The 24,349-nt window shown below is 72.7% G+C and carries 21 protein-coding genes; 13 read left to right on the forward strand and 8 right to left on the reverse strand.

Features of this window, described 5'->3' with window-relative positions; genetic code table 11:
* Positions 1-50 precede the first annotated feature (50 nt).
* Entirely contained in the window at positions 51-1,889 is a 1,839-nt protein-coding gene (gene recQ, locus AB0G13_RS04295) for a DNA helicase RecQ (protein ID WP_357868697.1), read from the reverse strand.
* Positions 1,890-2,207: 318 nt separating this feature from the next.
* On the opposite strand from recQ, the gene rapZ reads away from it, so the two are divergent.
* The 8 genes from rapZ (at position 2,208) to AB0G13_RS04335 (ending at position 9,368) form a co-directional block, all read left to right on the forward strand.
* Complete coding sequence (rapZ, locus tag AB0G13_RS04300) at positions 2,208-3,125, forward strand: RNase adapter RapZ (protein ID WP_357868700.1); 918 nt, start codon at positions 2,208-2,210, stop codon at positions 3,123-3,125.
* Positions 3,122-4,240 (forward strand): 2-phospho-L-lactate transferase CofD family protein, encoded by a 1,119-nt coding sequence (locus tag AB0G13_RS04305; protein WP_357868703.1) that lies wholly within the window; start codon positions 3,122-3,124, stop codon positions 4,238-4,240. The genes rapZ and AB0G13_RS04305 overlap by 4 nt, the downstream gene beginning before the upstream one ends.
* Before the next feature lie 54 nt (positions 4,241-4,294).
* On the forward strand, positions 4,295-5,275 hold the full coding sequence (gene whiA / locus AB0G13_RS04310) for a DNA-binding protein WhiA (protein WP_076467662.1): 981 nt from the start codon (positions 4,295-4,297) through the stop codon (positions 5,273-5,275).
* Between the two features lie 263 nt (positions 5,276-5,538).
* Positions 5,539-6,543, forward strand: coding sequence for a type I glyceraldehyde-3-phosphate dehydrogenase (gene gap, locus AB0G13_RS04315; protein ID WP_357868707.1), 1,005 nt, complete (start codon positions 5,539-5,541; stop codon positions 6,541-6,543).
* A complete protein-coding gene (locus AB0G13_RS04320; RefSeq protein WP_357868710.1) occupies positions 6,540-7,739 on the forward strand; it encodes a phosphoglycerate kinase in 1,200 nt (399 codons plus the stop codon). Before gap ends, AB0G13_RS04320 begins: the two co-directional genes overlap by 4 nt.
* A complete protein-coding gene (tpiA, locus tag AB0G13_RS04325) occupies positions 7,739-8,530 on the forward strand; it encodes a triose-phosphate isomerase (protein ID WP_357868713.1) in 792 nt (263 codons plus the stop codon). The genes AB0G13_RS04320 and tpiA overlap by 1 nt, the downstream gene beginning before the upstream one ends.
* 95 nt (positions 8,531-8,625) lie before the next feature.
* Entirely contained in the window at positions 8,626-8,889 is a 264-nt protein-coding gene (secG, locus tag AB0G13_RS04330; protein ID WP_121400676.1) for a preprotein translocase subunit SecG, read from the forward strand.
* Between the two features lie 128 nt (positions 8,890-9,017).
* On the forward strand, positions 9,018-9,368 hold the full coding sequence (locus AB0G13_RS04335) for an RNA polymerase-binding protein RbpA (protein ID WP_357868716.1): 351 nt from the start codon (positions 9,018-9,020) through the stop codon (positions 9,366-9,368).
* A 74-nt stretch (positions 9,369-9,442) separates the two neighbouring features.
* Here AB0G13_RS04335 and pgl read toward each other — a convergent pair whose 3' ends face one another.
* The 6 genes from pgl to tkt all read right to left on the reverse strand — a co-directional run bounded on the left by pgl (position 9,443) and on the right by tkt (position 17,995).
* Positions 9,443-10,213, reverse strand: a complete 771-nt coding sequence (gene pgl, locus AB0G13_RS04340) for a 6-phosphogluconolactonase (protein WP_357868719.1) — start codon at positions 10,211-10,213, stop codon at positions 9,443-9,445.
* Between the two features lie 67 nt (positions 10,214-10,280).
* Positions 10,281-11,297 (reverse strand): glucose-6-phosphate dehydrogenase assembly protein OpcA, encoded by a 1,017-nt coding sequence (locus AB0G13_RS04345; protein WP_357868721.1) that lies wholly within the window; start codon positions 11,295-11,297, stop codon positions 10,281-10,283.
* 91 nt (positions 11,298-11,388) lie between these two features.
* A complete protein-coding gene (gene zwf, locus AB0G13_RS04350; protein WP_357868775.1) occupies positions 11,389-12,939 on the reverse strand; it encodes a glucose-6-phosphate dehydrogenase in 1,551 nt (516 codons plus the stop codon).
* Positions 12,940-12,941: 2 nt separating this feature from the next.
* Entirely contained in the window at positions 12,942-14,591 is a 1,650-nt protein-coding gene (locus AB0G13_RS04355) for a glucose-6-phosphate isomerase (protein WP_357868724.1), read from the reverse strand.
* 70 nt (positions 14,592-14,661) lie between these two features.
* Positions 14,662-15,840, reverse strand: a complete 1,179-nt coding sequence (gene tal, locus AB0G13_RS04360) for a transaldolase (protein WP_357868727.1) — start codon at positions 15,838-15,840, stop codon at positions 14,662-14,664.
* A 16-nt stretch (positions 15,841-15,856) separates the two neighbouring features.
* Entirely contained in the window at positions 15,857-17,995 is a 2,139-nt protein-coding gene (gene tkt, locus AB0G13_RS04365; RefSeq protein WP_357868729.1) for a transketolase, read from the reverse strand.
* Between the two features lie 265 nt (positions 17,996-18,260).
* On the opposite strand from tkt, the gene AB0G13_RS04370 reads away from it, so the two are divergent.
* From AB0G13_RS04370 to AB0G13_RS04380, 3 genes are all read left to right on the forward strand, one after another.
* Positions 18,261-19,220, forward strand: a complete 960-nt coding sequence (locus AB0G13_RS04370) for a heme o synthase (RefSeq protein ID WP_357868732.1) — start codon at positions 18,261-18,263, stop codon at positions 19,218-19,220.
* 395 nt (positions 19,221-19,615) lie between these two features.
* The gene (locus tag AB0G13_RS04375; protein WP_132240329.1) at positions 19,616-19,948 is read left to right on the forward strand and encodes a hypothetical protein; all 333 of its coding nucleotides are present in this window, start codon (positions 19,616-19,618) and stop codon (positions 19,946-19,948) included.
* Between the two features lie 6 nt (positions 19,949-19,954).
* Entirely contained in the window at positions 19,955-20,878 is a 924-nt protein-coding gene (locus AB0G13_RS04380; RefSeq protein WP_357868735.1) for a hypothetical protein, read from the forward strand.
* 135 nt (positions 20,879-21,013) lie between these two features.
* On the opposite strand, the gene AB0G13_RS04385 is transcribed toward AB0G13_RS04380, so the two are convergent.
* Positions 21,014-21,976: a COX15/CtaA family protein gene (locus tag AB0G13_RS04385; RefSeq protein ID WP_357868737.1), complete on the reverse strand. Its 963-nt coding sequence runs from the start codon at positions 21,974-21,976 to the stop codon at positions 21,014-21,016.
* A 98-nt stretch (positions 21,977-22,074) separates the two neighbouring features.
* Here AB0G13_RS04385 and AB0G13_RS04390 point away from each other — a divergent pair, with 98 nt between their 5' ends.
* Positions 22,075-22,833: an HTH domain-containing protein gene (locus AB0G13_RS04390; RefSeq protein WP_357868739.1), complete on the forward strand. Its 759-nt coding sequence runs from the start codon at positions 22,075-22,077 to the stop codon at positions 22,831-22,833.
* On the forward strand, positions 22,830-24,260 hold the full coding sequence (gene sufB / locus AB0G13_RS04395) for a Fe-S cluster assembly protein SufB (protein ID WP_357868742.1): 1,431 nt from the start codon (positions 22,830-22,832) through the stop codon (positions 24,258-24,260). Before AB0G13_RS04390 ends, sufB begins: the two co-directional genes overlap by 4 nt.
* The last annotated feature ends 89 nt before the right edge of the window (positions 24,261-24,349 follow it).

The raw sequence follows: 24,349 nt of genomic DNA on the forward strand, positions 1-24,349 counted from the left end.
CCGCGCCGCCGTCGGCGGCGCGCCGGCTCGCGTGGGCGGCCGGCCGGCCGTCACTCGGTCAGGACGGCCAGGATCTGCTCGCCGTACTTCGCGAGCTTGTTCTCACCGACGCCGCTGACGGCCGACAGCTCGGCCAGCGACGTGGGCGCGTCGGTGGCGATCTGCCGCAGCGTGGCGTCGTGGAAGATCACGTAGGCCGGGACGCCCTGCTCCTTGGCGGTGGCCCCCCGCCAGGCGCGCAGCCGCTCGAAGACCCCGGCGGCGGTCGGGGACAGCTCGGCGACGACGGTGGCCGCCCCGCGCGGCTTGGCCGACCGGGTCGAGGTGACCTTCTCCGGCTCGCGGCGCATCATCACCGTGCGGCGGCGGCCCAGCACCTCCGCGCTGGCCTCGGTGAGGGCCAGCGTGCCGTAGTCGCCCTCGACGGCCAGCAGCCCCTCGGCGAGCAACTGCCGCACCACGCCGCGCCACTCGGCCTCGCGCAGCTCGCCGCCGATGCCGAAGACGGTCAGCGAGTCGTGGCCGTACTGGGTGACCTTGTCGGTCGCGCGGCCGAGCAGGATGTCGACACAGTGCCCCGCGCCGAAGCGCTGGTTGCGCTCACGGTCGAGCCGGAAGACCGTGGAGAGCAGCTTCTGCGCCGCGACGGTGCCGTCCCAGGACTCCGGCGGGCTGAGGCAGGTGTCGCAGTTGCCGCACGCGGCGGTGGCCTTCTCGCCGAAGTAGTCGAGCAACTGGCCGCGCCGGCAGCGGACCGTCTCGCAGAGGGCGAGCATCGCGTCGAGGTGGGCGGCGAGGTTGCGCCGGTGGGCGAGGTCGCCGTCGGAGGTCTCGATCATCTTGCGCTGCTGCACCACGTCCTGGAGCCCGTACGCCAGCCAGGCGGTCGACGGCAGCCCGTCGCGCCCGGCGCGGCCGGTCTCCTGGTAGTAGCCCTCGACCGACTTGGGCAGGTCGAGGTGGGCGACGAAGCGGACGTCGGGCTTGTCGATGCCCATGCCGAAGGCGATGGTCGCCACCATCACCAGGCCGTCCTCGCGCAGGAAGCGCTGCTGGTTGCGGGCGCGGGTCGCCGCGTCGAGGCCGGCGTGGTAGGGCAGCGCGGCGACGCCGTTGGCGGTGAGGAACTCGGCCGTCTTCTCCACCGAGGCGCGCGACAGGCAGTAGACGATGCCGGCGTCGCCGGGATGCTCGTCGCGCAGCAGGCTCAGCAGCTGCTTGCGCGGCTCGCGCTTGGGCACGATCCGGTACTGGATGTTGGGCCGGTCGAAGCTGGCCACGAAGTGCCGGGCGTCGGTGAGCTTGAGCCGGGTGGCGATCTCGTCGCGGGTCGCGCTGGTCGCGGTGGCGGTGAGCGCGATGCGGGGCACGTCGGGCCAGCGCTCGTGCAGCATCGACAGGGCGAGGTAGTCGGGGCGGAAGTCGTGGCCCCACTGCGACACGCAGTGCGCCTCGTCGATGGCGAACAGGGCGATCCGGCCCCGGTCGAGCAGCTGCTGCACGCCGCGGGTGCCCAGCGCCTCCGGGGCGAGGTAGAGCAAATCCAGCTCGCCGCCGACGAACGCCCGCTCCACCACGCGGCGGGCGTCGAGATCCTGGGTCGAGTTGAGGAAGCCCGCCCGGACGCCGACCGCCGTCAGCGCGTCGACCTGGTCCTGCATCAGCGCGATCAGCGGGGAGACCACCACCGCCACGCCGTCGCGGACCAGGGCCGGGATCTGGTAGCACAGCGACTTGCCACCGCCGGTGGGCATCAGGACCAGCGCGTCGCCGCCGGCCACCACGTGGTCGATCACCTCCTGCTGGAAGCCGCGGAAGGTGTCGTAGCCGAACACCCGGCGCAGCACCTCCAGGGCGTCGGAGGAGCGCAGGTCGGTGGGGGAAGCCATCCGGGAATTCTACGAACCCTCCCCGACACCGGGCGGGACGCGCCCGGCCCGGTGGCGTCACCCGTCGGCCGGGCCGTCCCCGGCCGCCAGCGGAACCCGCCGACGCCCGGCCCCGGCGCTGCGCGCACGCGGCGCCGCCCTCGGACGCCTGCGCGTCGCCGATCCTGCACCCCCGCGGCGCCCGGGCACCCGACCGGCACGCGTGGCCACGCTCCGCCGACGGACCGTGGCCCTGGCGGTCGATCCGTGTCAGGAGCGATAGAGTCGCAGATCGACCAGCCGCGGTCACCCGACCGCACCACCCGTGGGGAGCAGGCAGTGAGCGAGGCGCGGACGCCCGAGGCGCGGGTCGGCCAGGACCCGACACCGACGGAGTCGGACACCACCCTGGTGGTGGTCACCGGCCTCTCCGGCGGTGGCCGCAGCACGGTGGCCCGGGCGCTGGAGAACGTCGGTTTCTACGTGGTGGACAACCTGCCCCAGGCGCTCATGCTCGACATGGCCGAGCTGGCGTTCAAGGCGGGCGGGGCGGCCCGGCGCACGGCGATGGTGCTGGACGTGCGCTCGCGCGCCTTCTCCACCGACCTGGCGGGGGCGATCCGGGAGCTGAAGGAACGTGGCTTCTCGCCCCGGGTGGTCTTCGTCGACGCCGACGACGAGGTGCTGATCCGGCGGTTCGAGAGCGTCCGGCGCTCGCACCCGTTGCAGGGCGACGGGCGGCTCGCCGACGGCATCGCGGTCGAGCGCGGCCTGCTGGAGGAGGCCCGCGACCAGGCCGACGTGATCATCGACACCAGCCACCTGAACGTCAACCAGCTGCGCCGCCGCGTCGAGGAGCTCTTCGGCGGCGAGGATGCCCGCCGGCTGCGCGTCACCGTGCTCTCCTTCGGCTTCAAGTACGGCCTGCCGCCGGACGCCGACTTCGTGCTCGACGCCCGGTTCCTGCCGAATCCGTACTGGGTGCCGGAGCTGCGCGAGCACACCGGCCGCGACGAGGCGGTCAGCTCGTACGTGCTGGGGCAGGAGGGCGCGGACGCCTTCGTCGGGTCGTACGCCGACCTGGTCAACGCCACCACCGTCGGCTTCGAGCGGGAGGGCAAGCGCTACCTGACGGTGGCGGTCGGCTGCACCGGCGGCAAGCACCGCAGCGTGGCCATCGCCGAGGAGCTGGCGGCCCGGCTGCGCCACTCCGGCCTGGCCGCCAACGCCCAGCACCGCGACCTGGGGCGCGAGTGACGGCGACGCGGGTGGTCGCCTTCGGCGGCGGGCACGGCCTGTCCGCCTCGCTGCGCGCCCTGCGCCGCTGCGCCCCCGAGCTGGACCTCGACATCACGGCGGTGGTCACCGTCGGCGACGACGGCGGCTCCAGCGGGCGGCTGCGGGCCGAGCGGGGCGGTCTGCCCCCGGGCGACCTGCGGCAGGCGCTGGTCGCGCTGGCGGGGGACCACCCCGCCACCCGGCGCAGTGCCGGGCTCTTCCAGCACCGCTTCGCCGAGGTGCCGGCGCCGCGCGTCGGCGCTGCGGCTCCCGCCGGCGGCGGACCGGAGCAGCACCGCTCTGCCGTCTCCGGCGGCGAAGGGCCTGCCTCCGGCCCGGAGCCGGCCGGGGTCGCCGGAGCAGCGGCCGGCGGGCGGGCGGGTGCCGGCTCGGCCGGCCGGGTCGACGGGCTGGCCGGGCACGCGGTGGGCAACCTGGTGCTCTGCGGGCTGATGGAGCTGCTGGGCGACCCGGTGGCCGCCCTGGAGCACGCCGGCGCGATGCTCGGCGCGGTGGGCCGGGTGCTGCCGATGTCGTGCGAGCCGGTGGGGATCGAGGCGCGGGTGCGCGGCGCCGACCCGCGCCGACCGGACGAGGTGCGTACGGTCACGGGCCAGCACCAGGTCGCGGTGACCACCGGCCGGGTGGAGTCGTTGCGGCTCACCCCGGCCGCGCCGGAGGCCTGTCCGCAGGCGGTCGCCGCGATCGGCGCGGCCGACTGGCTGATCTTCGGGCCGGGCAGTTGGTACACCAGCGTGCTGCCGCACCTGCTGGTGCCGCAGCTCGCCGCCGCGATCGTCGCCAGCCCGGCGCGGCGGCTCGTCACACTGAACCTCGCCGCCGAGAAGGAGACCTCCGGGCTCTCCCAGGCCGACCATCTGGCCGCGCTGCGCTGGTACCTGCCGGAGCTGAGGATCGACCATGTGGTCGCCGATTCCAAGGCGGCGGGTGACCCCGAACCGGTCGAACGTGCGGCAGAATCGCTGGGTGCCCGCCTGGTCCTCGCTCCCGTCGCGGTCACCGACGGCACTCCCCGTCATGATCCGGCCGCCCTGGGCGCCGCACTGGTGCCTGTCCTGGGCGCCGATCGTTAGACACGTACGTAATCTCCGGCGACACGCCGGAACAGGTCCGTGAGGGGACGCACAATGGCGATGACGGCTGCGGTCAAGGACGAGCTGAGTCGGGTCGACGTGCCCAAGCCCTGCTGCCGGCGGGCGGAGATGGCGGCGCTGCTGCGCTTCGCCGGCGGGCTGCACATCGTCTCCGGTCGGGTCGTGGTGGAGGCCGAACTCGACACCGGGGCGGTGGCCCGACGGCTGCGGCGGGAGATCGCCGAGGTCTACGGCTATCCGAGCGAGATCCACGTGCTCGCGTCCGGTGGCCTGCGCAAGGGCAGCCACTTCATCGTCCGGGTGGTCAAGGACGGCGAGGCACTGGCGCGGCAGACCGGGCTGCTCGACGTCCGGGGACGCCCCGTGCGGGGCCTGCCGCCGCACGTCGTCGCCGCGAACGTCTGTTGCGCGGTGTCGGCCTGGCGCGGCGCGTTCATGGCGCACGGCTCGCTGACCGAGCCGGGCCGCTCCAGCGCGCTGGAGATCACCTGCCCCGGCCCGGAGTCCGCGCTGGCCCTGGTGGGTGCGGCCCGCCGCATCGGCATCACCGCCAAGAACCGCGAGGTGCGCGGCGTGGACCGGGTGGTCGTCAAGGACGGCGACGCGATCGCCGCGCTGCTCACCCGCATCGGCGCCCACTCCAGCGTGCTGGCCTGGGAGGAGCGCCGGGTGCGCCGCGAGGTGCGGGCCACGGCGAACCGGCTGGCGAACTTCGACGACGCCAACCTGCGCCGCTCGGCGCGCGCCGCGGTCGCCGCCGCGGCCCGGGTGACCCGGGCGCTGGAGATCCTCGCCGACGACGCGCCCAACCACCTCACCTCGGCCGGTCGGCTGCGCCTGGAGCACCGGCAGGCCTCGCTGGAGGAGCTGGGCGCGCTGGCGGATCCGCCGTTGACCAAGGACGCGATCGCCGGCCGGATCCGCCGGTTGCTGGCGCTGGCCGACAAGCGGGCCCGGGACCTGGGCATCCCGGATACGGAAGCGGCCGTCACGCCCGACATGCTCGTGGTCTGATAGGACGGTGCGGGTCGGCGGTGCCGGTGGATCACCACCCGGCGCTGCACTGCGCCGCACGCTCGGATAAGGTCGCTGCGTGCGGCAAGGGGGCCGGCACAGGCACTCCTCGCCGTGCACACCGCCTCGGGCGGTCAGGTCCTTCGAGACCGCGGCGGGGTGGCCGAGATGAACCGTCAACGGCCGGCTCCAACGGTCGGCGCACACACCTCCGCCGGCCCGGGTCTTATGCCGGCGGACCAGAACGCAAGGAGATGGGACCTGTGACCATCCGGGTTGGCATCAACGGCTTCGGCCGGATCGGCCGCAACTTCTTCCGGGCAGTGCTGGCGTCCGGCGCTGACATCGAGGTCGTGGCGGTCAACGACCTGACCGACAACGCGACGCTCGCCCACCTGCTCAAGTACGACAGCATCCTGGGTCGCCTCCCGCACGAGGTGAAGGCCACCGCCGACGAGATCACCGTGGGCGGCAAGACCATCAAGGCGTACGCCGAGAAGGACCCGGCGAAGCTGCCGTGGGGCGAGGTCGGCGCGGACGTGGTCATCGAGTCCACCGGCTTCTTCACCGACGCCACCAAGGCGAAGGCGCACGTCGACGGCGGGGCCAAGAAGGTCATCATCTCCGCCCCGGCGAAGAACGAGGACGTCACGGTCGTCATGGGCGTGAACCACGACCAGTACGACCCGGCCAAGCACACCATCATCTCGAACGCCTCCTGCACCACCAACTGCCTCGCGCCGATGGCGAAGGTCCTGCACGACACGTTCGGCATCCAGCACGGCCTGATGACGACGATCCACGCGTACACGCAGGACCAGAACCTGCAGGACGCGCCGCACTCCGACCTGCGTCGGGCCCGCGCCGCCGCGCTGAACATCGTGCCGACCTCGACCGGCGCGGCGAAGGCGATCGGCCTGGTGCTGCCGGAGCTGAAGGGCAAGCTGGACGGCTACGCCCTGCGGGTGCCGATCCCGACCGGCTCGACCACCGACCTCACCGTCAACGTCAACCGTGAGACCACGGTGGACGAGGTCAACGCCGCGCTGAAGGCCGCCGCCGAGGGCCCGCTCAAGGGCATCCTGGTCTACAACGAGGACCCGATCGTCTCCTCGGACATCGTCACCGACCCGGCGTCGTGCATCTTCGACGCGCCGCTGACCAAGGTCGTCGGCAACCAGGTCAAGGTCGTCGGCTGGTACGACAACGAGTGGGGCTACTCGAACCGCCTGGTCGACCTGGTCAAGCTGGTCGGTCAGTCGCTGTGAGCATCCGTACCCTCGACGACCTGCTCGCCGAGGGGGTGTCGGGTCGGCGCGTGCTGGTGCGCGCCGACCTGAACGTCCCGCTCGACAAGCAGTCCGGTGACATCACGGACGACGGCCGCATCCGCGCCGTGCTGCCCACGCTGAGCGCCCTCACCGGAGCCGGCGCCAGGGTGGTCGTCTGCTCGCACCTGGGTCGCCCGAAGGGCGCCCCGGACCCGCAGTTCAGCCTGCGCCCGGTCGCCGGGCGCCTCGGCGAGCTGCTCGGCGCGCCCGTGCACTTCGCCACCGACACCGTCGGCGAGTCGGCCCGTTCCACCGTGGACGCGCTCGCCGACGGCGAGGTCGCGCTGTTGGAGAACCTGCGCTTCAACTCCGGCGAGACCAGCAAGGACGACGCCGAGCGGGGCGCCTTCGCCGACCAGCTCGCCGCGTTCGGCGACGCCTACGTCGACGACGCGTTCGGCGCGGTGCACCGCAAGCACGCCAGCGTCCACGACGTGCCGGCCCGGCTGCCGCACGTCGCCGGCCGGCTGGTGCTGCGCGAGGTGGAGGTCCTGTCCCGGCTGACCGGTGAGCCGGAGCGCCCGTACGTCGTGGTGCTCGGCGGCTCGAAGGTCTCCGACAAGCTGGCGGTGATCGAGGCGCTGCTGCCGACGGTCGACCGGCTGCTTATCGGCGGCGGCATGTGCTTCACCTTCCTCAAGGCGCAGGGCCACGAGGTGGGCTCCTCGCTGCTGGAGGAGGAGATGGTCGAGACCTGCCGCAACCTGCTGGAGCGCTCCGAGGGCAAGATCATGCTCCCGGTCGACGTGGTGGCCGCAGACGCGTTCGCCCCGGACGCCGCGCACGACACCGTGCCGGCCGACGGCATCCCCAGCAAGCGGGTCGGGCTCGACATCGGGCCGGAGACGGTCGCCGGGTTCGCCGCCGCCCTCAAGGGCGCGCGGACGATCTTCTGGAACGGCCCGATGGGCGTGTTCGAGATGCCGGCGTTCGCCCACGGCACCCGCGGGATCGCCGAGACGATCGCGAAGACCGACGCGTTCACCGTCGTCGGTGGCGGTGACTCCGCCGCCGCCGTACGGGCGCTCGGGCTGGACGAGTCGTCCTTCGGGCACATCTCCACCGGCGGTGGCGCCTCCCTGGAATACCTGGAGGGCAAGACCCTCCCCGGCATCGCGGCCCTGGAGAACTGATGGCGAGCGTCACCCGCCGGCCCCTGATGGCCGGCAACTGGAAGATGAACTGCAACCACCTCGAGGCCAACCTGCTGGTGCAGAAGCTGGCGGCCAGCCTCACCGAGAAGCAGCTCATCGACGTTGAGACGGTGGTCCTGCCGCCGTTCACCGACCTGCGTACGGTGCAGACCGCCGTCGACGGCGACAAGCTGCTCATCGGCTACGGCGCGCAGGACCTCTCGCCGCACGCGTCGGGGGCCTACACCGGGGACATCTCCGGCCCGATGCTGGCGAAGCTGGGCTGCACCTACGTGGTGATCGGGCACTCGGAGCGGCGCGCCTACCACCACGAGGACGACGCGATCGTCAACGCCAAGGTGCAGGCCGCGCTGACCCACGGGCTCACCCCGATCCTCTGCGTGGGGGAGGGGCTCGACGTCCGGGACAAGGGCACCCACGTGGCGCACTGCAGCGACCAGCTCGACGGCGCCCTGAAGGGGCTCACCGCCGAGCAGGTGGAGAAGGTCGTGGTGGCGTACGAGCCGGTCTGGGCGATCGGCACGGGCAAGACGGCCACCCCGGAGGACGCCCAGGAGGTCTGCGGCGCGGTCCGTCAGCGCCTGGCCGAGTCCTTCGGCCAGGACACCGCCGACAAGGTCCGGGTCCTCTACGGCGGCTCGGTCAAGTCCTCGAACGTCGCGGCGATCATGGCCCAGCCGGACGTCGACGGGGCGCTCGTGGGCGGCGCGAGCCTGGACGCCGAGGAGTTCGCGAAGATCTGCCGGTTCCCGGAGCACATCTCCCGCTGATCGCTCGCTATCCTTGACTCCGCCCGTCCGTCGGTCGGTGCCACCGTGCCCGATCTGCCCGGGCGAGGATCGTAACGAGAGGACTGACCCCAGCCATGCCGATCTGGTTCGCATACACGTTGATCGTGTTGCTGGTCATCACGAGCATCCTGCTGACGATGCTGATCCTGCTGCACCGCGGTAAGGGCGGCGGGTTGTCGAGCATGTTCGGCGGTGGCGTCAGCTCCAGCCTCGCCGGTTCCTCGGTGGCGGAGAAGAACCTGGACCGCTACACCGTCCTGGTGGGCATCGTCTGGTTCGCCTGCATCGTCGGGCTGGGGCTCTGGCTCCGCCTCCAGATGGCCAGCGGCACCGTTTGAGCCCGCCGAGTACAATCTGCGCGCGGTCCGTCACCGACGGGCCGCGCGCAGTTCGTTTCACCCGCTGCACCGCGTCGCCCGCCGCCCTCTCCGCGGCGGTTCCCCTCCGACGACAGGAGCGAGCAGCCGTGCCCATTGGCAACGTCATCCGGGGCACCCGGGTCGGATCCGCGCCCGGCCACCGCGCCGAGCGCCACCAGCCGGCCCCGTGCCGGACGGTGGCCTACTGGTGCCGTAACGACCACCACATCCAGATCCGGCTCGCCGCCGAGGTCGAGGCGCCGGAGGTGTGGGACTGCCCGCGGTGCGGCCTCCCCGCCGGCCAGGATGCGCAGAACCCGCCAGGCCGCACCCGGCCCGAGCCCTACAAGACCCACCTGGCGTACGTGAAGGAGCGGCGCACCGCGGAGGAGGGGGCGGCCATCCTGGCCGAGGCCCTCGCCGACCTGCGCCGCCGCCGTGGCCGTCCCGTCAGCTAGGCGGCGTCCCGTCCACGACGGGTGAGGGCCCCCGTCGACGCCAGGCGCGTCGGCAGGGGGCCCTCACTTACCTGTCAGCGCAGGCTGCGCAGGCGGGCCGGCACGTCGGCCGCCGCCGCCCGGTCCAGCAGCCAGAGGGTCCGGCCCGTGCCCTGCACGCCGGCCGCCGGCAGTTGCACCGGCCCGGCCCCGGCCAGCGCCATGCCGACCGCCTGTGCCTTGTCGGCCCCGCTGGCCACCAGCCAGACCTCCTCGGCCGTGTTGATGGCCGGGAGGGTCAGCGTGGTCCGCACCGGCGGGGGTTTCGGGCTGCCCCGCACCGCGCTGACCGGCCGGCTGTCGTGGTGCACCGGGTGCTCGGGGAAGACCGAGGCGACGTGCCCGTCCTCGCCGACGCCCAGCATCAGCACGTCGAAGTGGGGGAGCGCGGCGTGCCCCGGACGCGCCGCGCGGGCCAGTTCCTCGGCGTACCGTGCCGCCGCCTCCTCCGGGTCGGGCCCGGCCGGGCCGTCGGACGCCGGCATCGGGTGGACCCGGGCCGGGTCCAGTGGCACCGCGTCCAGCAGCGTGGCGCGGGCCTGGGTCTCGTTGCGCTCGGGGTCGCCGGCGGGCAGGAACCGCTCGTCGCCCCACCACACGTCCACCCGGGACCAGTCCACGGCGTCGCGGGCCGGCAGCGCCGCCACCGCCCGGTGCACCGCGGCGGCGATCCGCCCGCCGGTCAGCACCACCGACGCCTGGCCCCGTTCGGCCTGTGCGTCGAGCAGCTTGACCACCAACCGGGCGGCCACCGCCTGGGCCAGCAGGTCGGCGTCGGCGTGGACGGCGACACTCGCCTCACTCATCTGATGTGCCTTCGTTTCTCCGGCCGTCGCGCGGCCGGTCTTCCGTGGTGCCCCCGCAGTCGGGCGCTCAGTGCGCGGCGCTCGTTCCCGCGTGCGCGGTGACCCCCGCCTCGGCCCGCTGGGCCGTTGCCGGGTCCTTCCAGACGTGCACCCGCTGCGGCGGGCGCTGGTCGAGGTCGGCCAGCCCGGCCGCCGTGCCCAGCGCCTCCGCGTACACCTGGTCGGCGTCGAGCCGGCGCAGTTCCTCGGCCAGTTCGTCGCCGAGGGGCCGGCGGACGAGCGGCAGCTGCCGGTCCTCCTGGCCGGTACGCCGGAACGTCGCCACGCTGTCGTCCCGGGTCAGCGTCAGCGTGTCGCCGTTGGCGCAGCGCAGCTGCACCTCCCGCATCCGGGGGGACGCGTCGCTAGGCTCCCACACCGGCTCGATGCCGAGCCGCGCGGCCAGCCAGCCCTGCATCAGCGCGGCGGTCGGGTCGGTGGGCGGGGCCACCACGGTCGCCTCGGTCACCCTGGCCTGGGTGGTGTCGAACGCCCCCGCCACGAGCGTGCGCCACGGGGTGATCCGGGTCCACGCCAGGTCGGTGTCGCCGGGCGCGTAGTCCCGGGCCCGCTGGTGCAGCGCCTCGATCGGGTCGGCGGCCTGCGCGGAGTCGGTGATCCGCCGGTCGGCCACCACGCCGAGGAAGTCCGTGGCGATCTCGGCCGGCGGCTCGCCGTGCCACCACGTCACCACCGGCACGTCCGGCACCAGCAGCGGCATCACCACCGACTCGGCGTGCAGGGCGAGCCGCCCGTACATCCGGGTGACCACCGCCTCGCACGGGCCGAGCCGGCCGCCGACGACGATCTCCGCGTCCAGCCGGTTGCGCTCGCGCTCCACGTCGGTGCGGACCACCACCACCAGCCGGCAGGGGTGGGCGGCGGCCGCTATGGTCGCCGCCGCCTCCGCCTCGCGGACCCGCTTCTCGTCCACCACCACGATGAGGGTCAGCGCCATGCCGCTGGCCACCCCGCCGGCGCTGCGCCGCTCGGCGGCCAGCGCCTTGACCACCTCGTTGCCGGTGGTGTCCCACAGGCCGATCAATGGAGCCTCCTGGTTTGCTCGCTGCGCCTGCTCACGGCACCTGCCTTCGTTCGCGACTGCGAGGCTCGCAGAACCGGCTCACTCCTCGCGCTCACGCCCGCCGCCACGCCCGGCCCTCGCGGGCCAGCATCTCGTCGGCGGCCCGGGGGCCCCACTCGCCGGCCCGGTACGGCTCCGGCTTGGTGCCCGCCCACGCGTGCTCCAGCGGGTCCACCACCTGCCAGCTCTGCTCGACCTCGGCGGCGTCCGGGAAGAGGGTGCGGTCACCGATCAGCACGTCCAGCACGAGCCGCTCGTACGCCTCGGGGCTGGACTCGGTGAACGCCTCGCCGTACTGGAAGTCCATCGCGATGTCGCGGACCTCCATCGTGGTGCCGGGCACCTTGGAGCCGAACTTGAGCACGACGCCCTCGTCCGGCTGCACCCGGATCACGAGCTGGTTGTTGCCCAGCGACTCCATGTCGGCTTCGTTGAACGGCAGGTGCGGTGCCCTCTTGAACATGATGGCGACCTCGGTGACGCGGCGCGGCAGCCGCTTGCCGGCCCGGATGTAGAACGGCACCTCCGCCCAGCGGCGGTTCTGGATGCCGAGCCGGACGGCCACGTAGGTCTCGGTGGTCGAGTCCGCCGGGACGCCCTCCTCCTCCAGGTAGCCGACGGCCCGCTCGCCGCCCACCCAGCCGGGCAGGTACTGGCCGCGCACGGTGCCCTCGGCGACGTCCTTCGGCAGGGTGATCGCCCGGAGCACCTTGAGCTTCTCCGTGCGGATCTCGTCGGCGTCGAAGCTCGTCGGCTCCTCCATCGCCACCAGCGCCAGCAGCTGGAGCAGGTGGTTCTGGAGCACGTCGCGGGCCGCGCCGGCCGAGTCGTAGAAACCGGCGCGGGTGCCGATGCCGACGTCCTCGGCCATGGTGATCTGCACCGAGTCGACGTACTTGGAGTTCCACAGCGGCTCGAACAGGTTGTTGGCGAACCGCAGGGCGAGGATGTTCTGGACGGTCTCCTTGCCCAGGTAGTGGTCGATGCGGAAGACGTCCTTGCGGGTGAAGACGTCGTCGACCAGGTCGTTGAGCGCCTTCGCCGAGGGCAGGTCGTGCCCGAAGGGCTTCTCCACCACCACCCGGCGCCAGCCGCCGGACTTGGCGTTGTCGGCCATCCCGGTGCGGGCCAGCTGCTTGAGGACCACGGGGAACGCCGCCGGGGGGATGGAGAAGTAGAAGGCGGCGTTGCCCGGGATGCCGTGCGTCTGGCGCAGCTCGTCCAGCATCTCCGAGAGGTGGTCGAACGCGGCGTCGTCGTCGAACGAGCCGCCGACGAACTTGATGTTGCCCGCCAGCCGCGCCCACACCTCCTCCCGCCAGGGGGTGCGGGCGTGCTTCTTGGCCGCCTCGTGGGCGAGCGACTCGAAGTCCCCGTCGCCCCAGTCCCGGCGGGCGAAGCCGAGCACGGCGAAGCCCGGGGGCAGCAGCCCCCGGTTCGCCAGGTCGTACACGGCGGGCAGGAGCTTCTTGCGGGCCAGGTCACCGGTGACGCCGAAGATCACCAGAGCGCACGACTCCGGGATCCTCGGCAGCCGGCGGTCCTGCGGGTCGCGCAGCGGGTTCACTCCGCCTCCTCGCTCCGCGTCGTCCATGGTCCTCATCGTCACGCCCGCAGCGCCTCGACCGCATCGAGCAGCTGGGCCACGCCCGCCGACCGGTCGGTCAGGTGCAGCCGCACCACCGGGCGCTTCCGCTCGGCCAGGGCCTGCCGGTCGCCGGCGGCCTGCGCCGCCTGCAACTCCCCGAAGGTGTACGGCCGGCCCGGCACCGGCAGGTCGTCGACGACCGCGCCGGTGAGCTGGAGGTAGCTGCCGACCTGCGGACCGCCCTTGTGGTACTGGCCGGTCGAGTGCAGGAACCGCGGCCCCCAACCGAAGGTGACCGGCCGCCCGGAAGCACCGGCCAGCAACGGCCGCAGCCGGGCCGCGTCGGCGTCGGCGAACCGGTCGAGGTACGCCATCACCGCGAGGTAGCCGTCGTCGCCCGCCCCGTCGACCAGCTGACGGAGCACGCCGGCCAGGTCGCCCGGGGCGCCCTGCGGCGCGTACACCTCGATCGCGCCCTCGGTGAACGACGGCGTCTCCGCCGGCGGACCCGAGGCGAGGATCCGGTTGGTGTTCTCCTTGGACTCGGTGACGTTGGGCTGGTTGAACGGGTCGATGCCGAGCACCACGCCGGCGATCGCGGTGGCGTACTCCCAGGCCAGGAACTGCGCGCCGAGCGGGCCGTTGACCGCCACGTCGGCGTCGACGCCGCCGCCGGGGACGGCGCCGGCGGGCAGCGCGCCGCCGTAGGTCACGGTGAGCACGTCGTCGCCGGCGGCGCCGGGACTCTGCGGCGACTCGACGACGACCGGCAGGATGCCGACCCCGGCCTTGCCGGTGGACTCGGCGATCAGCTGCTCGGCCCAGTCGCCGAGGCCCTCGATGCCGGTGCCGTCGGAGACCAGGGCGACCTTGTCCCGGCCCATGGTGGCCGCCGCCCCGAGGGCCGCGCCGAGCGCCAGGCCCGGGTTGTCGCGGTCCCCGCCCAGCGACCGCGCCAGCGCGTCGGCCTCGTCGAGCAGTTCGGCCACCTCGACGCCGGCCAGCGCGGACGGGACCAGCCCGAACGCGGTCAGCGCGGAGTAGCGGCCACCCACGTTCGGGTCGGCGAGCACGGTGAAGGCGCCCATCTCGGCGGCGGTGGCCTCCAGCGGCGAGCCCGGGTCGGTGACGACGACGAAGTGCCGGCCGGCCTCCGCCTCGGTCATCCCCGCGTCGAGGAACGCCTGCCAGTAGGCCCGGCGGTGGCTGTCGGTCTCGACCGTCGAGCCGGACTTGCTGGCCACCACGACCACGGTGCGCTCCAGCCGGTCGGCCAGCGCCGCCCGGACCTGCCCCGGGTCGGTGGTGTCGAGCACCGTCAGCTGCTTGCCGAGGGTGCGGGCGATGACCTCGGGGGCCAGCGACGAGCCGCCCATCCCGGCGAGCACCACGTGGTCCAGGTCGGCCAGCTCCGCCTTCAGCTCGGCGAGCTGGGGGAGCAGTTGCCGGCTGCGCAGGTGGGTGTCCACCCAGCCGAGGCGGATCTTCGCCTCGGCCTGCGCGTCCGGACCCCACAGGGTGGCGTCCTTCGCGGCCAGCTTGCCCGGCACGCCAGCGTTCACCAGCGCGTCCCGGGTGGAGGCGGGGGCCGACTTGTCGACCGTGTCGGCCCCGTGCACGGAGAGCCCGGCGGCGGCCTCGACCGCCCCGGCGAGCAGGTCACTCACGCCGCCACCTCGCTTCGCCCGGCGGCGGCGCGAGACGCCGCGCCGCTGATGGTTCGCTCGCTACGCTCGCTCACGCGTTGCCCCCTGCCTGCTGCGCGGCCTGCGCGTTGCCCTTCGCGGCGTCGCCCGGGTGGCCGGCGCCCCGGCCCGCGGCCGACAGCGACTTGCGGACGCCGTCGAGCAGTTCCTGCCAGCTCGTCTCGAACTTCTCCACGCCCTCGCGCTCCAGGGTCTCGATGACGTCGGCCATGTCGATCCCGACCGACTCCAGGTCCGCGAAGACCTTGCGGGCCTCGTCGTAGGAGCCGGTGATGGTGTCGCCGCGGGTCTCGCCGTGGTCGGCGTACGCGTGCACGACCGGCTCCGGCATGGTGTTGACCGTGCCGGGGGCGATCAGCTCCTCGACGTAGATGACGTCCCGGTAGTCCGGGTTCTTGGTCGAGGTGGAGGCCCACAGCGGCCGCTGCGGGTGGGCGCCGGCGTCGGCGAGGGCCTGCCAGCGGTCGGAGGAGAACACCTCGCCGTAGCGCTCGTACGCCAGCTTGGCGTTGGCGACGGCGGCCTTGCCGCGCAGCGCCTTGGCCTCGGCGGAGCCGAGCTTCTCCAGCCGCTTGTCGACCTCGCTGTCCACGCGGGAGACGAAGAACGACGCGACCGACCCGATCTTCGACAGGTCGTGCCCGTTGGCCTTCGCCTGCTCCAGCCCGGCCAGGAACGCCTCCATCACCTGCGAGTAGCGGTCCAGCCCGAAGATCAGCGTGACGTTGACGCTGATCCCCTCCGCCAGGGTGGCGGTGATCGCCGGCAGGCCGGCCTCGGTGGCCGGGATCTTGATGAAGAGGTTCGGCCGGTCGACCAGCCACCACAGCGCCTTGGCCTCGGCGACGGTCTTGTCGGTCTCGTGGGCCAGTCGCGGGTCCACCTCGATGGAGACCCGGCCGTCGACCCCGGCGCTGCGCTCGTACGACGGGTGCATCACGTCGCACGCCCACCGCACGTCGTAGGTGGTGAGCATCCGCACGGCCTCCTCGACCTCCACCCCACGGGTGGCGAGGTCGCGCAGCTGCCAGTCGTACTCGTCGGCGTCGCTCAGCGCCTTCGCGAAGATCGTCGGGTTGGTGGTCACCCCGGCCACGTGCTTCTCCCGGCGGAGCTGGTCCAGCCCGCCGGAGGACAGCCGTACCCGGGAAAGGTCGTCGAGCCAGACCGCCACGCCTGCGGCGGTGAGTTCACTCAGCCTGTCCGTCATGCCGTCCACGCTCCCCTCAGTTGCCGGTGGTGAAACCGGTGATGTCGCCCATCCGGGTCAGCGCCGCGTGCGCGGCGGCCACGATCCGGTCGGGAGTGAATCCGAACTGCTCGAAGAGCACGGAGTGCGGGGCGCTCGCGCCGTAGTGCTCCAGGCTGACGCTCTCGCCGCAGTCGCCGACGATGCCGTGCCAGGACATGCTGATGCCCGCCTCCACGCTCACCCGTACCTTTACCCCGCGCGGCAGCACCGACTCCCGGTACGCCTCGTCCTGCTCGAAGAACCACTCCTGGCAGGGCATCGAGACGACCCGGGTCGGGGTGCCGTCGGCCTCCAGCCGGTCCCGGGCGGTCAGGCAGAGCTGCACCTCGGAGCCGGTGCCGATGAGGATCACCTGCGGCTTGGCGTTGGACGCCTCGGCCAGCACGTAGCCGCCCTTCGCCACGCCCTCGGCGCCGGCCAGGGTCGACCGGTCCAGCGTCGGCAGCGCCTGCCGGCTCAGCGCCAGCGCGGTCGGCCGGTCGGTGTGCTCCAGCGCCTGCCGCCAGGCCCAGGCCGTCTCGTTGGCGTCGGCCGGCCGGACCACGTCCAGGCCGGGGATGGCGCGCAGCGCGCTCAGGTGCTCCACCGGCTGGTGCGTGGGGCCGTCCTCGCCGAGACCGATCGAGTCGTGCGTCCAGACGTAGACCACCGGCAGCTTCATCAGCGCGGCGAGCCGCACCGACGGGCGCATGTAGTCGCTGAACACCAGGAAGGTGCCGCCGTACGGGCGGGTGCCGCCGTGCAGCGCGATGCCGTTGAGGATCGCGCCCATGGCGTGCTCGCGGATGCCGAAGTGCAGCGTCCGGCCGTACTCGTGGCCCGGGAAGTCCTTGGTGGCGTGGACGGCGGGGACGAAGGACGGCTCGCCCTTCATGGTGGTGTTGTTGCTCTCCGCCAGGTCGGCCGAGCCGCCCCACAGCTCCGGCAGCACCGGGGCGAGCGCCTCCAGGACCTTGCCGGAGGCGGCCCGGGTGGCGATGCCCTTGGCGTCGGCCGGGAACTCCGGCAGCGCCTCGGTCCAGCCGCTCGGCAGGATCCGCCCGGCCATCCGGTCGTAGAGCGCGTGGCGCTCCGGGTTGGCCTTCGCCCAGCCGTCGAACGCCGTGGTCCACTCCTGCTGGGCCCGGGCGCCGCGCTCCATCACCTGGCGGGCATGCCCGAGCACCTCCTCGTCGACCTCGAAGGTCCGCGCCGGGTCGAAGCCGAGAAGCTGCTTGGTGGCGGCCACCTCGTCGCCGCCCAGCGCCGAGCCGTGGATCTTGCCGGTGTTCTTCTTGTTGGGCGCGGGCCAGCCGATGATGGTGCGCAGCGCGATGAAGGAGGGGCGGCCGGTCTCGGCCTTCGCCGCCAGCAGCGCCCGGTGGAGGGCCTCGACGTCCTCGTGGTAGTCGCCCTGGTCGGCGTCGCCGGTGCGCCAGTCGACGGTCTGCACGTGCCAGCCGTACGCCTCGTAGCGGGCGGCGACGTCCTCGCTCTTGGCGATCCGGGTGTCGTCCTCGATCGAGATCTCGTTGTCGTCGTAGATCACCGTGAGGTTGCCGAGCTGCTGGTGCCCGGCGAGCGCGCTGGCCTCGTGGCTGATGCCCTCCTCGATGTCGCCGTCGGAGACGATGCACCAGATGTCGTGGTCGAAGACCGACCGGCCGGGCTCGGCCTCCGGGTCGAACAGGCCGCGCTCGCGGCGGGCGGCCATCGCCATGCCGACCGCGTTGCCGAGGCCCTGCCCGAGCGGCCCGGTGGTGGTCTCCACGCCGGGGGTGTGCCCGTGCTCGGGGTGGCCCGGGGTCAGCGAGCCCCACTGCCGCAGCGACTCCAGGTCCTGCAGGGCCAACGGGTAGCCGGAGAGGAAGAGCTGGATGTAGAGGGTGAGGCTGGAGTGGCCCGCGGAGAGCACGAAGCGGTCCCGGCCGGGCCAGTTCGGGTCGGCGGGGTTGTGCCGCATGACCCGGTTGAAGAGCAGGTAGGCCGCGGGCGCGAGGCTCATCGCGGTGCCCGGGTGGCCGTTGCCGGATTTCTCCACGGCATCCATGGCCAGCACGCGGACGGTGTCGACGGCCCGGCGGTCGAGGTCGGACCAGTTGAGTGCGGGGTGCTCGGGTCGGTTGGCAGCCACGATGGTTGTGCTCCTCGGCAGATGGGCGGAACCCTCAGTGATGACCCTATCGAGCGGTCCTAAACGTCCGCCCAGGGATCTCTGCATGCCGGTCTGTACTGGTCGGCGCCGGTCCGTGGTCCCGCCTCGACGGTGTGACGGCCCGCACCGTTGTCGGGTCGCCCGGGCAGCCAAAACGACGACGCGTAGTCTGTGGTGCGGTGTGTGGCCCCAGTCGGGTCCGGCCGATCCGACCTCCCCTGCCGACGCCGGAAGGTGGCAATCCGTGAGCATGATCACCGAGCGCCCCGTCAGCAACTCTGCCGGGCAGCCGCCGGTGCGAACTGCGGCGGAGACGTCGGCGGTGGCCCGCCGGGACGTCCGTGCGGTGGTCGCGGCCTACGTGACGCTGACCAAGCCGCGGATCGTGGAGCTGCTCCTCGTCACCACGGTGCCGGCGATGATGCTCGCGGACGGCGGTCTGCCGTCGCTCTGGCTGGTGGCCGTGGTGCTGGTCGGCGGCTCGCTCGCCGCCGGCGCGGCCAGCGTCATCAACTGCTACATCGACCGGGACATCGACCAGCTGATGCGGCGCACCAAACGCCGCCCGCTGCCGGCGCACACCGTGTCGCCGCGCAACGCCCTGATCTTCGGGCTGGTGCTGGCGACGGTGTCGGTCGCGATGATGGCGGCGTTCACCAACCTGCTGGCCGCCGCCCTCACGCTGGCCGCGATCGTCTACTACGACGTCGTCTACACCCTCTGGCTCAAGCGCACCACGACGGCGAACACGTTCTGGGGCGGGGCCTGCGGGGCCGCGCCGGTGCTGATCGGCTGGGCGGCGGTGACCGGGACGCTCGCCCCGGCCGCGTGGGCGCTGTTCGCGGTGGTCTTCTTCTGGCAGATGCCGCACTTCTATCCGCTGGCCATGAAGTACAAGGACGACTACGCCCGGGCCGGCATCCCGATGCTGCCGGTGGTGGCCTCCACCCGGCGGGTGAACGCCGAGATCATCGGCTTCGCCTGGCTGACCGTGGCGTCCTCGCTGGCCGTGTGGCCGCTGGGGATGAGCCTGATCTACGGCGTGCCCGCCGTGGTGGTCGGCGCCATCTTCGTGGTGGAGGCGCACAAGCTCGCCCGGCGGGTGGCGCGGGGGCAGGCCGTCAAGCCCATGCGGCTGTTCCACTGGTCGACCACCTACCTGACCATCCTCTTCGCCGCGGTCGCCCTCGACGCGCTGATCTGACGGCGCTCGCTGCGCTGGTCCGACCGCCCTCGACGCGCTGATCTGACGGCCCTCGCCGCGCTGGTCCAACCGCGCCGCGCGCGCCCGAGCCCGGCCCGCTGGCCTGACCGGCCCCGACCCGTCGCCTGTTCCCGCCGCGGCCGGCCGTCGTGCGGCAAATCATCATCGTGTATGCCATGTCCGGTTTCTTGTTACATCGGCGATACCGTCGGCATCGGTCCGGAACCGCTCGGATGCCCCGAGCCGGCCCGGTTCGTGGTGGCGCTTTGGAGTGACAAGTCCGGATAAGGCCGGGCATATCGCCTGTGGTTCTCCTTAAACCTGCGGGTAATTGGCATCACAAAAGGTTCATGGTTCTCGCCCGCCCGGGTGGAAGTCTGCTTACGCTTCCCCTCATGGCAGATGGTTCCGATACGACGCTGACGGCCGAACAGACCCCCGGGCAGGCCCCGCAGGGCCTGGTCGCCGGCATCAAGTCGTTCGCCGCCGGTCACGGTGGGGCGAAGGCGGTCATCGAGTACGTCGGCAAGCGTGGCGCGCGCATCGTCCTCGTGGGCGAGGACGGGGTGTGGGGCGACCAGTTCGCCGACGACACCGTCGTGGCGCGGCAGGCCTGCGCGAAGGCGGGAGTCACCGTCGAGAACGCCTGGGAGCGTGAACTGATGGACCAGATGCGTCCGAGCAACGACCTCTGGCGGTCGATGGCCCGGCGCACGATGGCCCGTTGACATAAATTGACCGATCACCACCAGTCGACCCGGGGGGAACCCCGGGTCGCTTTCGTCACCTGTGCCGAACTGCCCGACCTCGACCCCGACGACCGGCTGCTACTCGACCCGCTGGCGCGCCGCGGCGTGAGCGCCGAGGCGCTGGACTGGGCCGACCCGACCGCCGACTGGCCGGCGTACGACCTGGCGGTGCTCCGCTCGCCGTGGGACTACGCGCTGCGGCGCGACGAGTTCGTCGCCTGGGCGTCGCGGGTCCCCGCCCTGGCCAACCCGGCCGACGTGGTGCGCTGGAACACCGACAAGCGGTACCTGGCCGAGCTGTCCACGGCCGGGGTGCCCACCGTGCCGACGTCCTGGGTCGCGCCGGGGGAGAGCTGGCGACCGCCCGCCGCCCGCGGCGAGTACGTCGTCAAGCCGGCCGTCAGCGCGGGCAGCCGGGACACCGGCCGCTACGACCTGGCCGATCCCCGACACCAGGAACTGGCCGTGGCGCACGTGCGACGGCTGTCGGACGCGGGGCGGCTGACCATGGTGCAGCCGTACCTCGACGCGGTCGACACGGCCGGTGAGACGGCGCTGCTCTTCCTGGCCGGGCCGGACGGCCCGACGTTCAGCCACGCGATCCGCAAGGGCCCGATGCTGACCGGCCCGGACCTCGGGGTCACCGGGTTGTACCGGCCCGAGGAGATCACCGCCCGCACCGCCACCCCGGAGCAGCTGGCGGTGGCGGAGCGGGCCCTTTCGGCGGTGCCCGGCGGGCCGGGGCGGCTGCTCTACGCCCGGGTGGACCTCATCCCCGGCCCGGACGGCGCGCCGCTCCTGGTGGAGCTGGAGCTCACCGAGCCGTCGCTGTTCCTCGCCCACGCCGACGGCGCCGCCGACCGCCTGGCCGACGCGATCCTGACCCTGCTGGGCCGCGCCGCCGGCTGACCAGCGCCACCGGCACCAGGGGCGGCCAGGGGCCGTGCCCGCCGGGTCTGCGAGACGGGGGGCGCGTTCCTCCGAGCTCACGACGTGAGTGGGTTCTTTCCGGGTGCCCCCGGTGCGGCGCGGGAGGGAGCGTGCTCAGGCGGCGACCGGGACGGGCCGCCCGGTGGCCTCCGGGGCCGGGGTCGACCCGACCGGGCGACGCTGGCGGGTGGACCACTGCACCGAGAGGGTGGCCAGCAGCACCAGGCAGGAACCAAGCATGTGCGCGCCCACCAGCAGCGCCGGCAGGTTCGTGAAGTACTGCACGAAGCCGATCACGCCCTGGCCCAGCTCGACCGCGACCAGCACCACCGCGGCCCGCGCGGCCCGCTGCGCACCGACCGCGCGGAAGGCGAAGACCAGCGCCACGGACAGGCCGACCAGCAGGAAGACGCCGTCGGCGTGCACCTGGGAGATCGTCTCCGGGTCGAGCCCGTTGCGGGCGGCGCCCTGGTCACCCGCGTGCGGGCCGCTGCCGGTCACCCAGGTGCCGATCACCAGCACGGCCGCGCTGACCACGGTGGTGAGCGCGGCCAGGATCCGCAGCGGGGCCGGCACGACGGCCACCGCCGGGCCCGCCGGGTCCTTGATCCGCCGCCAGAGCGCGTACGCGGCCGCGATCACCAGCATCGAGGCGAGGAAGTGCAGGCCGACCACCCACGGGTTGAGGTTGGTCAGCACGGTGATGCCGCCGACGACCGCCTGGGCCGGGATGCCGAGGAGCACGGCGACCGCGAGGGGGATCAACTCCCGGCGCCGGGGGCGGTGCAGCAGCACGGCCACCAGCACCGCCAGCGCGATGACGCCGACCGCGAACGTGAGCAGGCGGTTGCCGAACTCGATCACCCCGTGGATGCCCATCTCCGAGGTCGTGACGTACGAGTCGTCGGTGCACCTGGGCCAGGTGGGGCAGCCGAGACCGGACGCCGTGAGCCGGACGGCCCCGCCGGTGACGACGATGCCCACGTTCGCGATGATCGAGGCGAGCGCGAGACGGCGCAGCAGGGCGGTGGAGACCGGGAACCGGACGGATCGCTTCACGGCGCAAATCCTACGCACCGTAGTGGAGCCCGATCGGGTGACTCCGCCCGTGCGGTGGTTCGGATCACCGGGCCCCGGGTTTGCGGGCCCCGGGCGAATTACGTAACGTTGGCGTTGTGAAAAACGTGGCGGCGCTCTCCGAGCACCAGCCGGCGGCCGCCCCGGCCGCCGGTCAGTCCGCGTCCGTCGCGGATCTCTCCACCCGTGACCGGGTCACCCAGCTGCTGCTGGAGCGGGGCGCGACCACCGCCGCGCAGCTCGGCTCGGCCCTCGGGCTCAGCCCGGCCGCGATCCGCCGGCACCTCGACGCGATGCTCGCCGACGGTGACGTGGTCGCCCGCGACCAGACCGTCCGGGGCCACCGCGGCCGGGGCCGGCCGGCGAAGGTGTTCGTGCTGACCGACGCGGCCCGGGTCCGCTGCGGCACCCACCACTACGACAACATGGCCACCGCAGCGCTGCGCTGGATCTCGCGCAACGGCGGCGCCGAGGCGGTCGAGGCGTTCGCCACCGACCAGGTCGCCGCGCTGGAGGCCCGCTGCCGGGCCGCCATGGAGGACGCCGGCGACGACCCGATCGCGCGGGCCGAGGCACTCGCCGGAGCGCTCACCGCCGAGGGTTACGCTGCGAACGCGTCCACGATCGCCTCCGGCGGCCAGCTCTGTCAGCACCACTGCCCGGTGGCGCACGTGGCCGCCGAGTTCCCCCAGCTGTGCGAGGCCGAGACCGCGGTGATCTCCCGCCTGGTCGGCACCCACGTGCAGCGCCTGGCCACCATCGCGCACGGCGACGGGGTGTGCACCACGCACATTCCCACCCAGCCGGGGCGTGCCCAGTCCGGTAAGACCGTCACCACTGTGAGGACAGATAGATGACCGAGCAGATCGTCCAGCCCCTGACCCAGGAAGAGCAGCTCGCCGCGCTGGGTCGCTACGAGTACGGCTGGGCCGACCCCGACGTCGCCGGGGCGGTCGCCCAGCGTGGCCTCAACGAGGCGGTGGTGCGGGACATCTCGGCCAAGAAGAACGAGCCGGCCTGGATGCTCGACCTGCGGCTGAAGGGCCTGCGGCTGTTCGGTCGCAAGCCGATGCCGGCCTGGGGCGCCGACCTCACCGGGATCGACTTCGACAACATCAAGTACTTCGTCCGGTCCACCGAGAAGCAGGCCACCAGCTGGGAGGACCTGCCCGAGGACATCAAGAACACCTACGACCGGCTGGGCATCCCCGAGGCGGAGAAGCAGCGGCTGGTCGCCGGCGTCGCGGCGCAGTACGAGTCCGAGGTCGTCTACCACAAGATCCGCGAGGACCTCGAGGAGCAGGGTGTCATCTTCCTGGACACCGACACCGCGCTGCGCGAGCACGAGGACGTCTTCAAGGAGTACTTCGGCACGGTGATCCCGGTCGGCGACAACAAGTTCGCCGCGCTGAACACCTCCGTGTGGTCCGGTGGCTCGTTCATCTACGTGCCGAAGGGCGTGCACGTGGAGATCCCGCTGCAGGCCTACTTCCGGATCAACACGGAGAACATGGGCCAGTTCGAGCGGACGCTGATCATCGTCGACGAGGGCGCGTACGTGCACTACGTCGAGGGCTGCACCGCGCCGCTGTACTCCTCCGACTCGCTGCACAGCGCGGTCGTGGAGATCATCGTCAAGAAGAACGCCCGGTGCCGCTACACGACCATCCAGAACTGGTCGAACAACGTCTACAACCTGGTCACCAAGCGCGCCGTCTGCCACGAGGGCGCGACCATGGAGTGGGTCGACGGCAACATCGGCTCCAAGGTCACCATGAAGTACCCGGCGGTCTACATGACCGGCGAGCACGCCAAGGGCGAGGTGCTCTCGGTGGCCATGGCAGGCGAGGGGCAGCACCAGGACGCGGGCGCCAAGATGGTGCACGCCGCGCCGCACACCTCCTCGACCATCGTCTCCAAGTCGATCGCCCGGGGCGGCGGCCGTACGTCGTACCGCGGCCTGGTCCAGGTGCTGGAGGGCTCGCACAGCAGCCGCAGCACGGTCAAGTGCGACGCGCTGCTGGTCGACACCATCTCCCGCTCGGACACCTACCCGTACGTCGACATCCGCGAGGACGACGTGTCGATGGGGCACGAGGCGACCGTCTCCAAGATCAGCGACGACCAGCTCTTCTACCTGATGAGCCGGGGCCTGAGCGAGGACGAGGCGATGGCGATGATCGTGCGCGGCTTCATCGAGCCGATCGCCAAGGAGCTCCCGATGGAGTACGCCCTGGAACTCAACCGCCTGATCGAGCTCCAGATGGAGGGCGCGGTCGGCTGACCCCGCCCGGCCCGGACCCACCGCGGGCCCGCACGAACGCCGACCCGCCGGGCCGGGCCGCGCGAACACCGACCGGCCCTCCAGTTGAT

It is taken from the genome of Micromonospora sp. NPDC023633 (assembly GCF_040640035.1).
In the GTDB taxonomy this organism is placed as follows: domain Bacteria; phylum Actinomycetota; class Actinomycetes; order Mycobacteriales; family Micromonosporaceae; genus Micromonospora.

What these genes read in the sequence shown, in the direction of transcription:
- recQ (WP_357868697.1), bottom strand. Translation starts at nt 1,889, where the DNA reads ATGGCTTCCCCCACCGACCTGCGCTCCTCCGACGCCCTGGAGGTGCTG.
- whiA (WP_076467662.1), top strand. Translation starts at nt 4,295, where the DNA reads ATGGCGATGACGGCTGCGGTCAAGGACGAGCTGAGTCGGGTCGACGTG.
- tpiA (WP_357868713.1), top strand. Translation starts at nt 7,739, where the DNA reads ATGGCGAGCGTCACCCGCCGGCCCCTGATGGCCGGCAACTGGAAGATG.
- secG (WP_121400676.1), top strand. Translation starts at nt 8,626, where the DNA reads ATGCCGATCTGGTTCGCATACACGTTGATCGTGTTGCTGGTCATCACG.
- pgl (WP_357868719.1), bottom strand. Translation starts at nt 10,213, where the DNA reads ATGAGTGAGGCGAGTGTCGCCGTCCACGCCGACGCCGACCTGCTGGCC.
- zwf (WP_357868775.1), bottom strand. Translation starts at nt 12,939, where the DNA reads ATGAGGACCATGGACGACGCGGAGCGAGGAGGCGGAGTGAACCCGCTG.
- tal (WP_357868727.1), bottom strand. Translation starts at nt 15,840, where the DNA reads ATGACGGACAGGCTGAGTGAACTCACCGCCGCAGGCGTGGCGGTCTGG.
- AB0G13_RS04375 (WP_132240329.1), top strand. Translation starts at nt 19,616, where the DNA reads ATGGCAGATGGTTCCGATACGACGCTGACGGCCGAACAGACCCCCGGG.
- sufB (WP_357868742.1), top strand. Translation starts at nt 22,830, where the DNA reads ATGACCGAGCAGATCGTCCAGCCCCTGACCCAGGAAGAGCAGCTCGCC.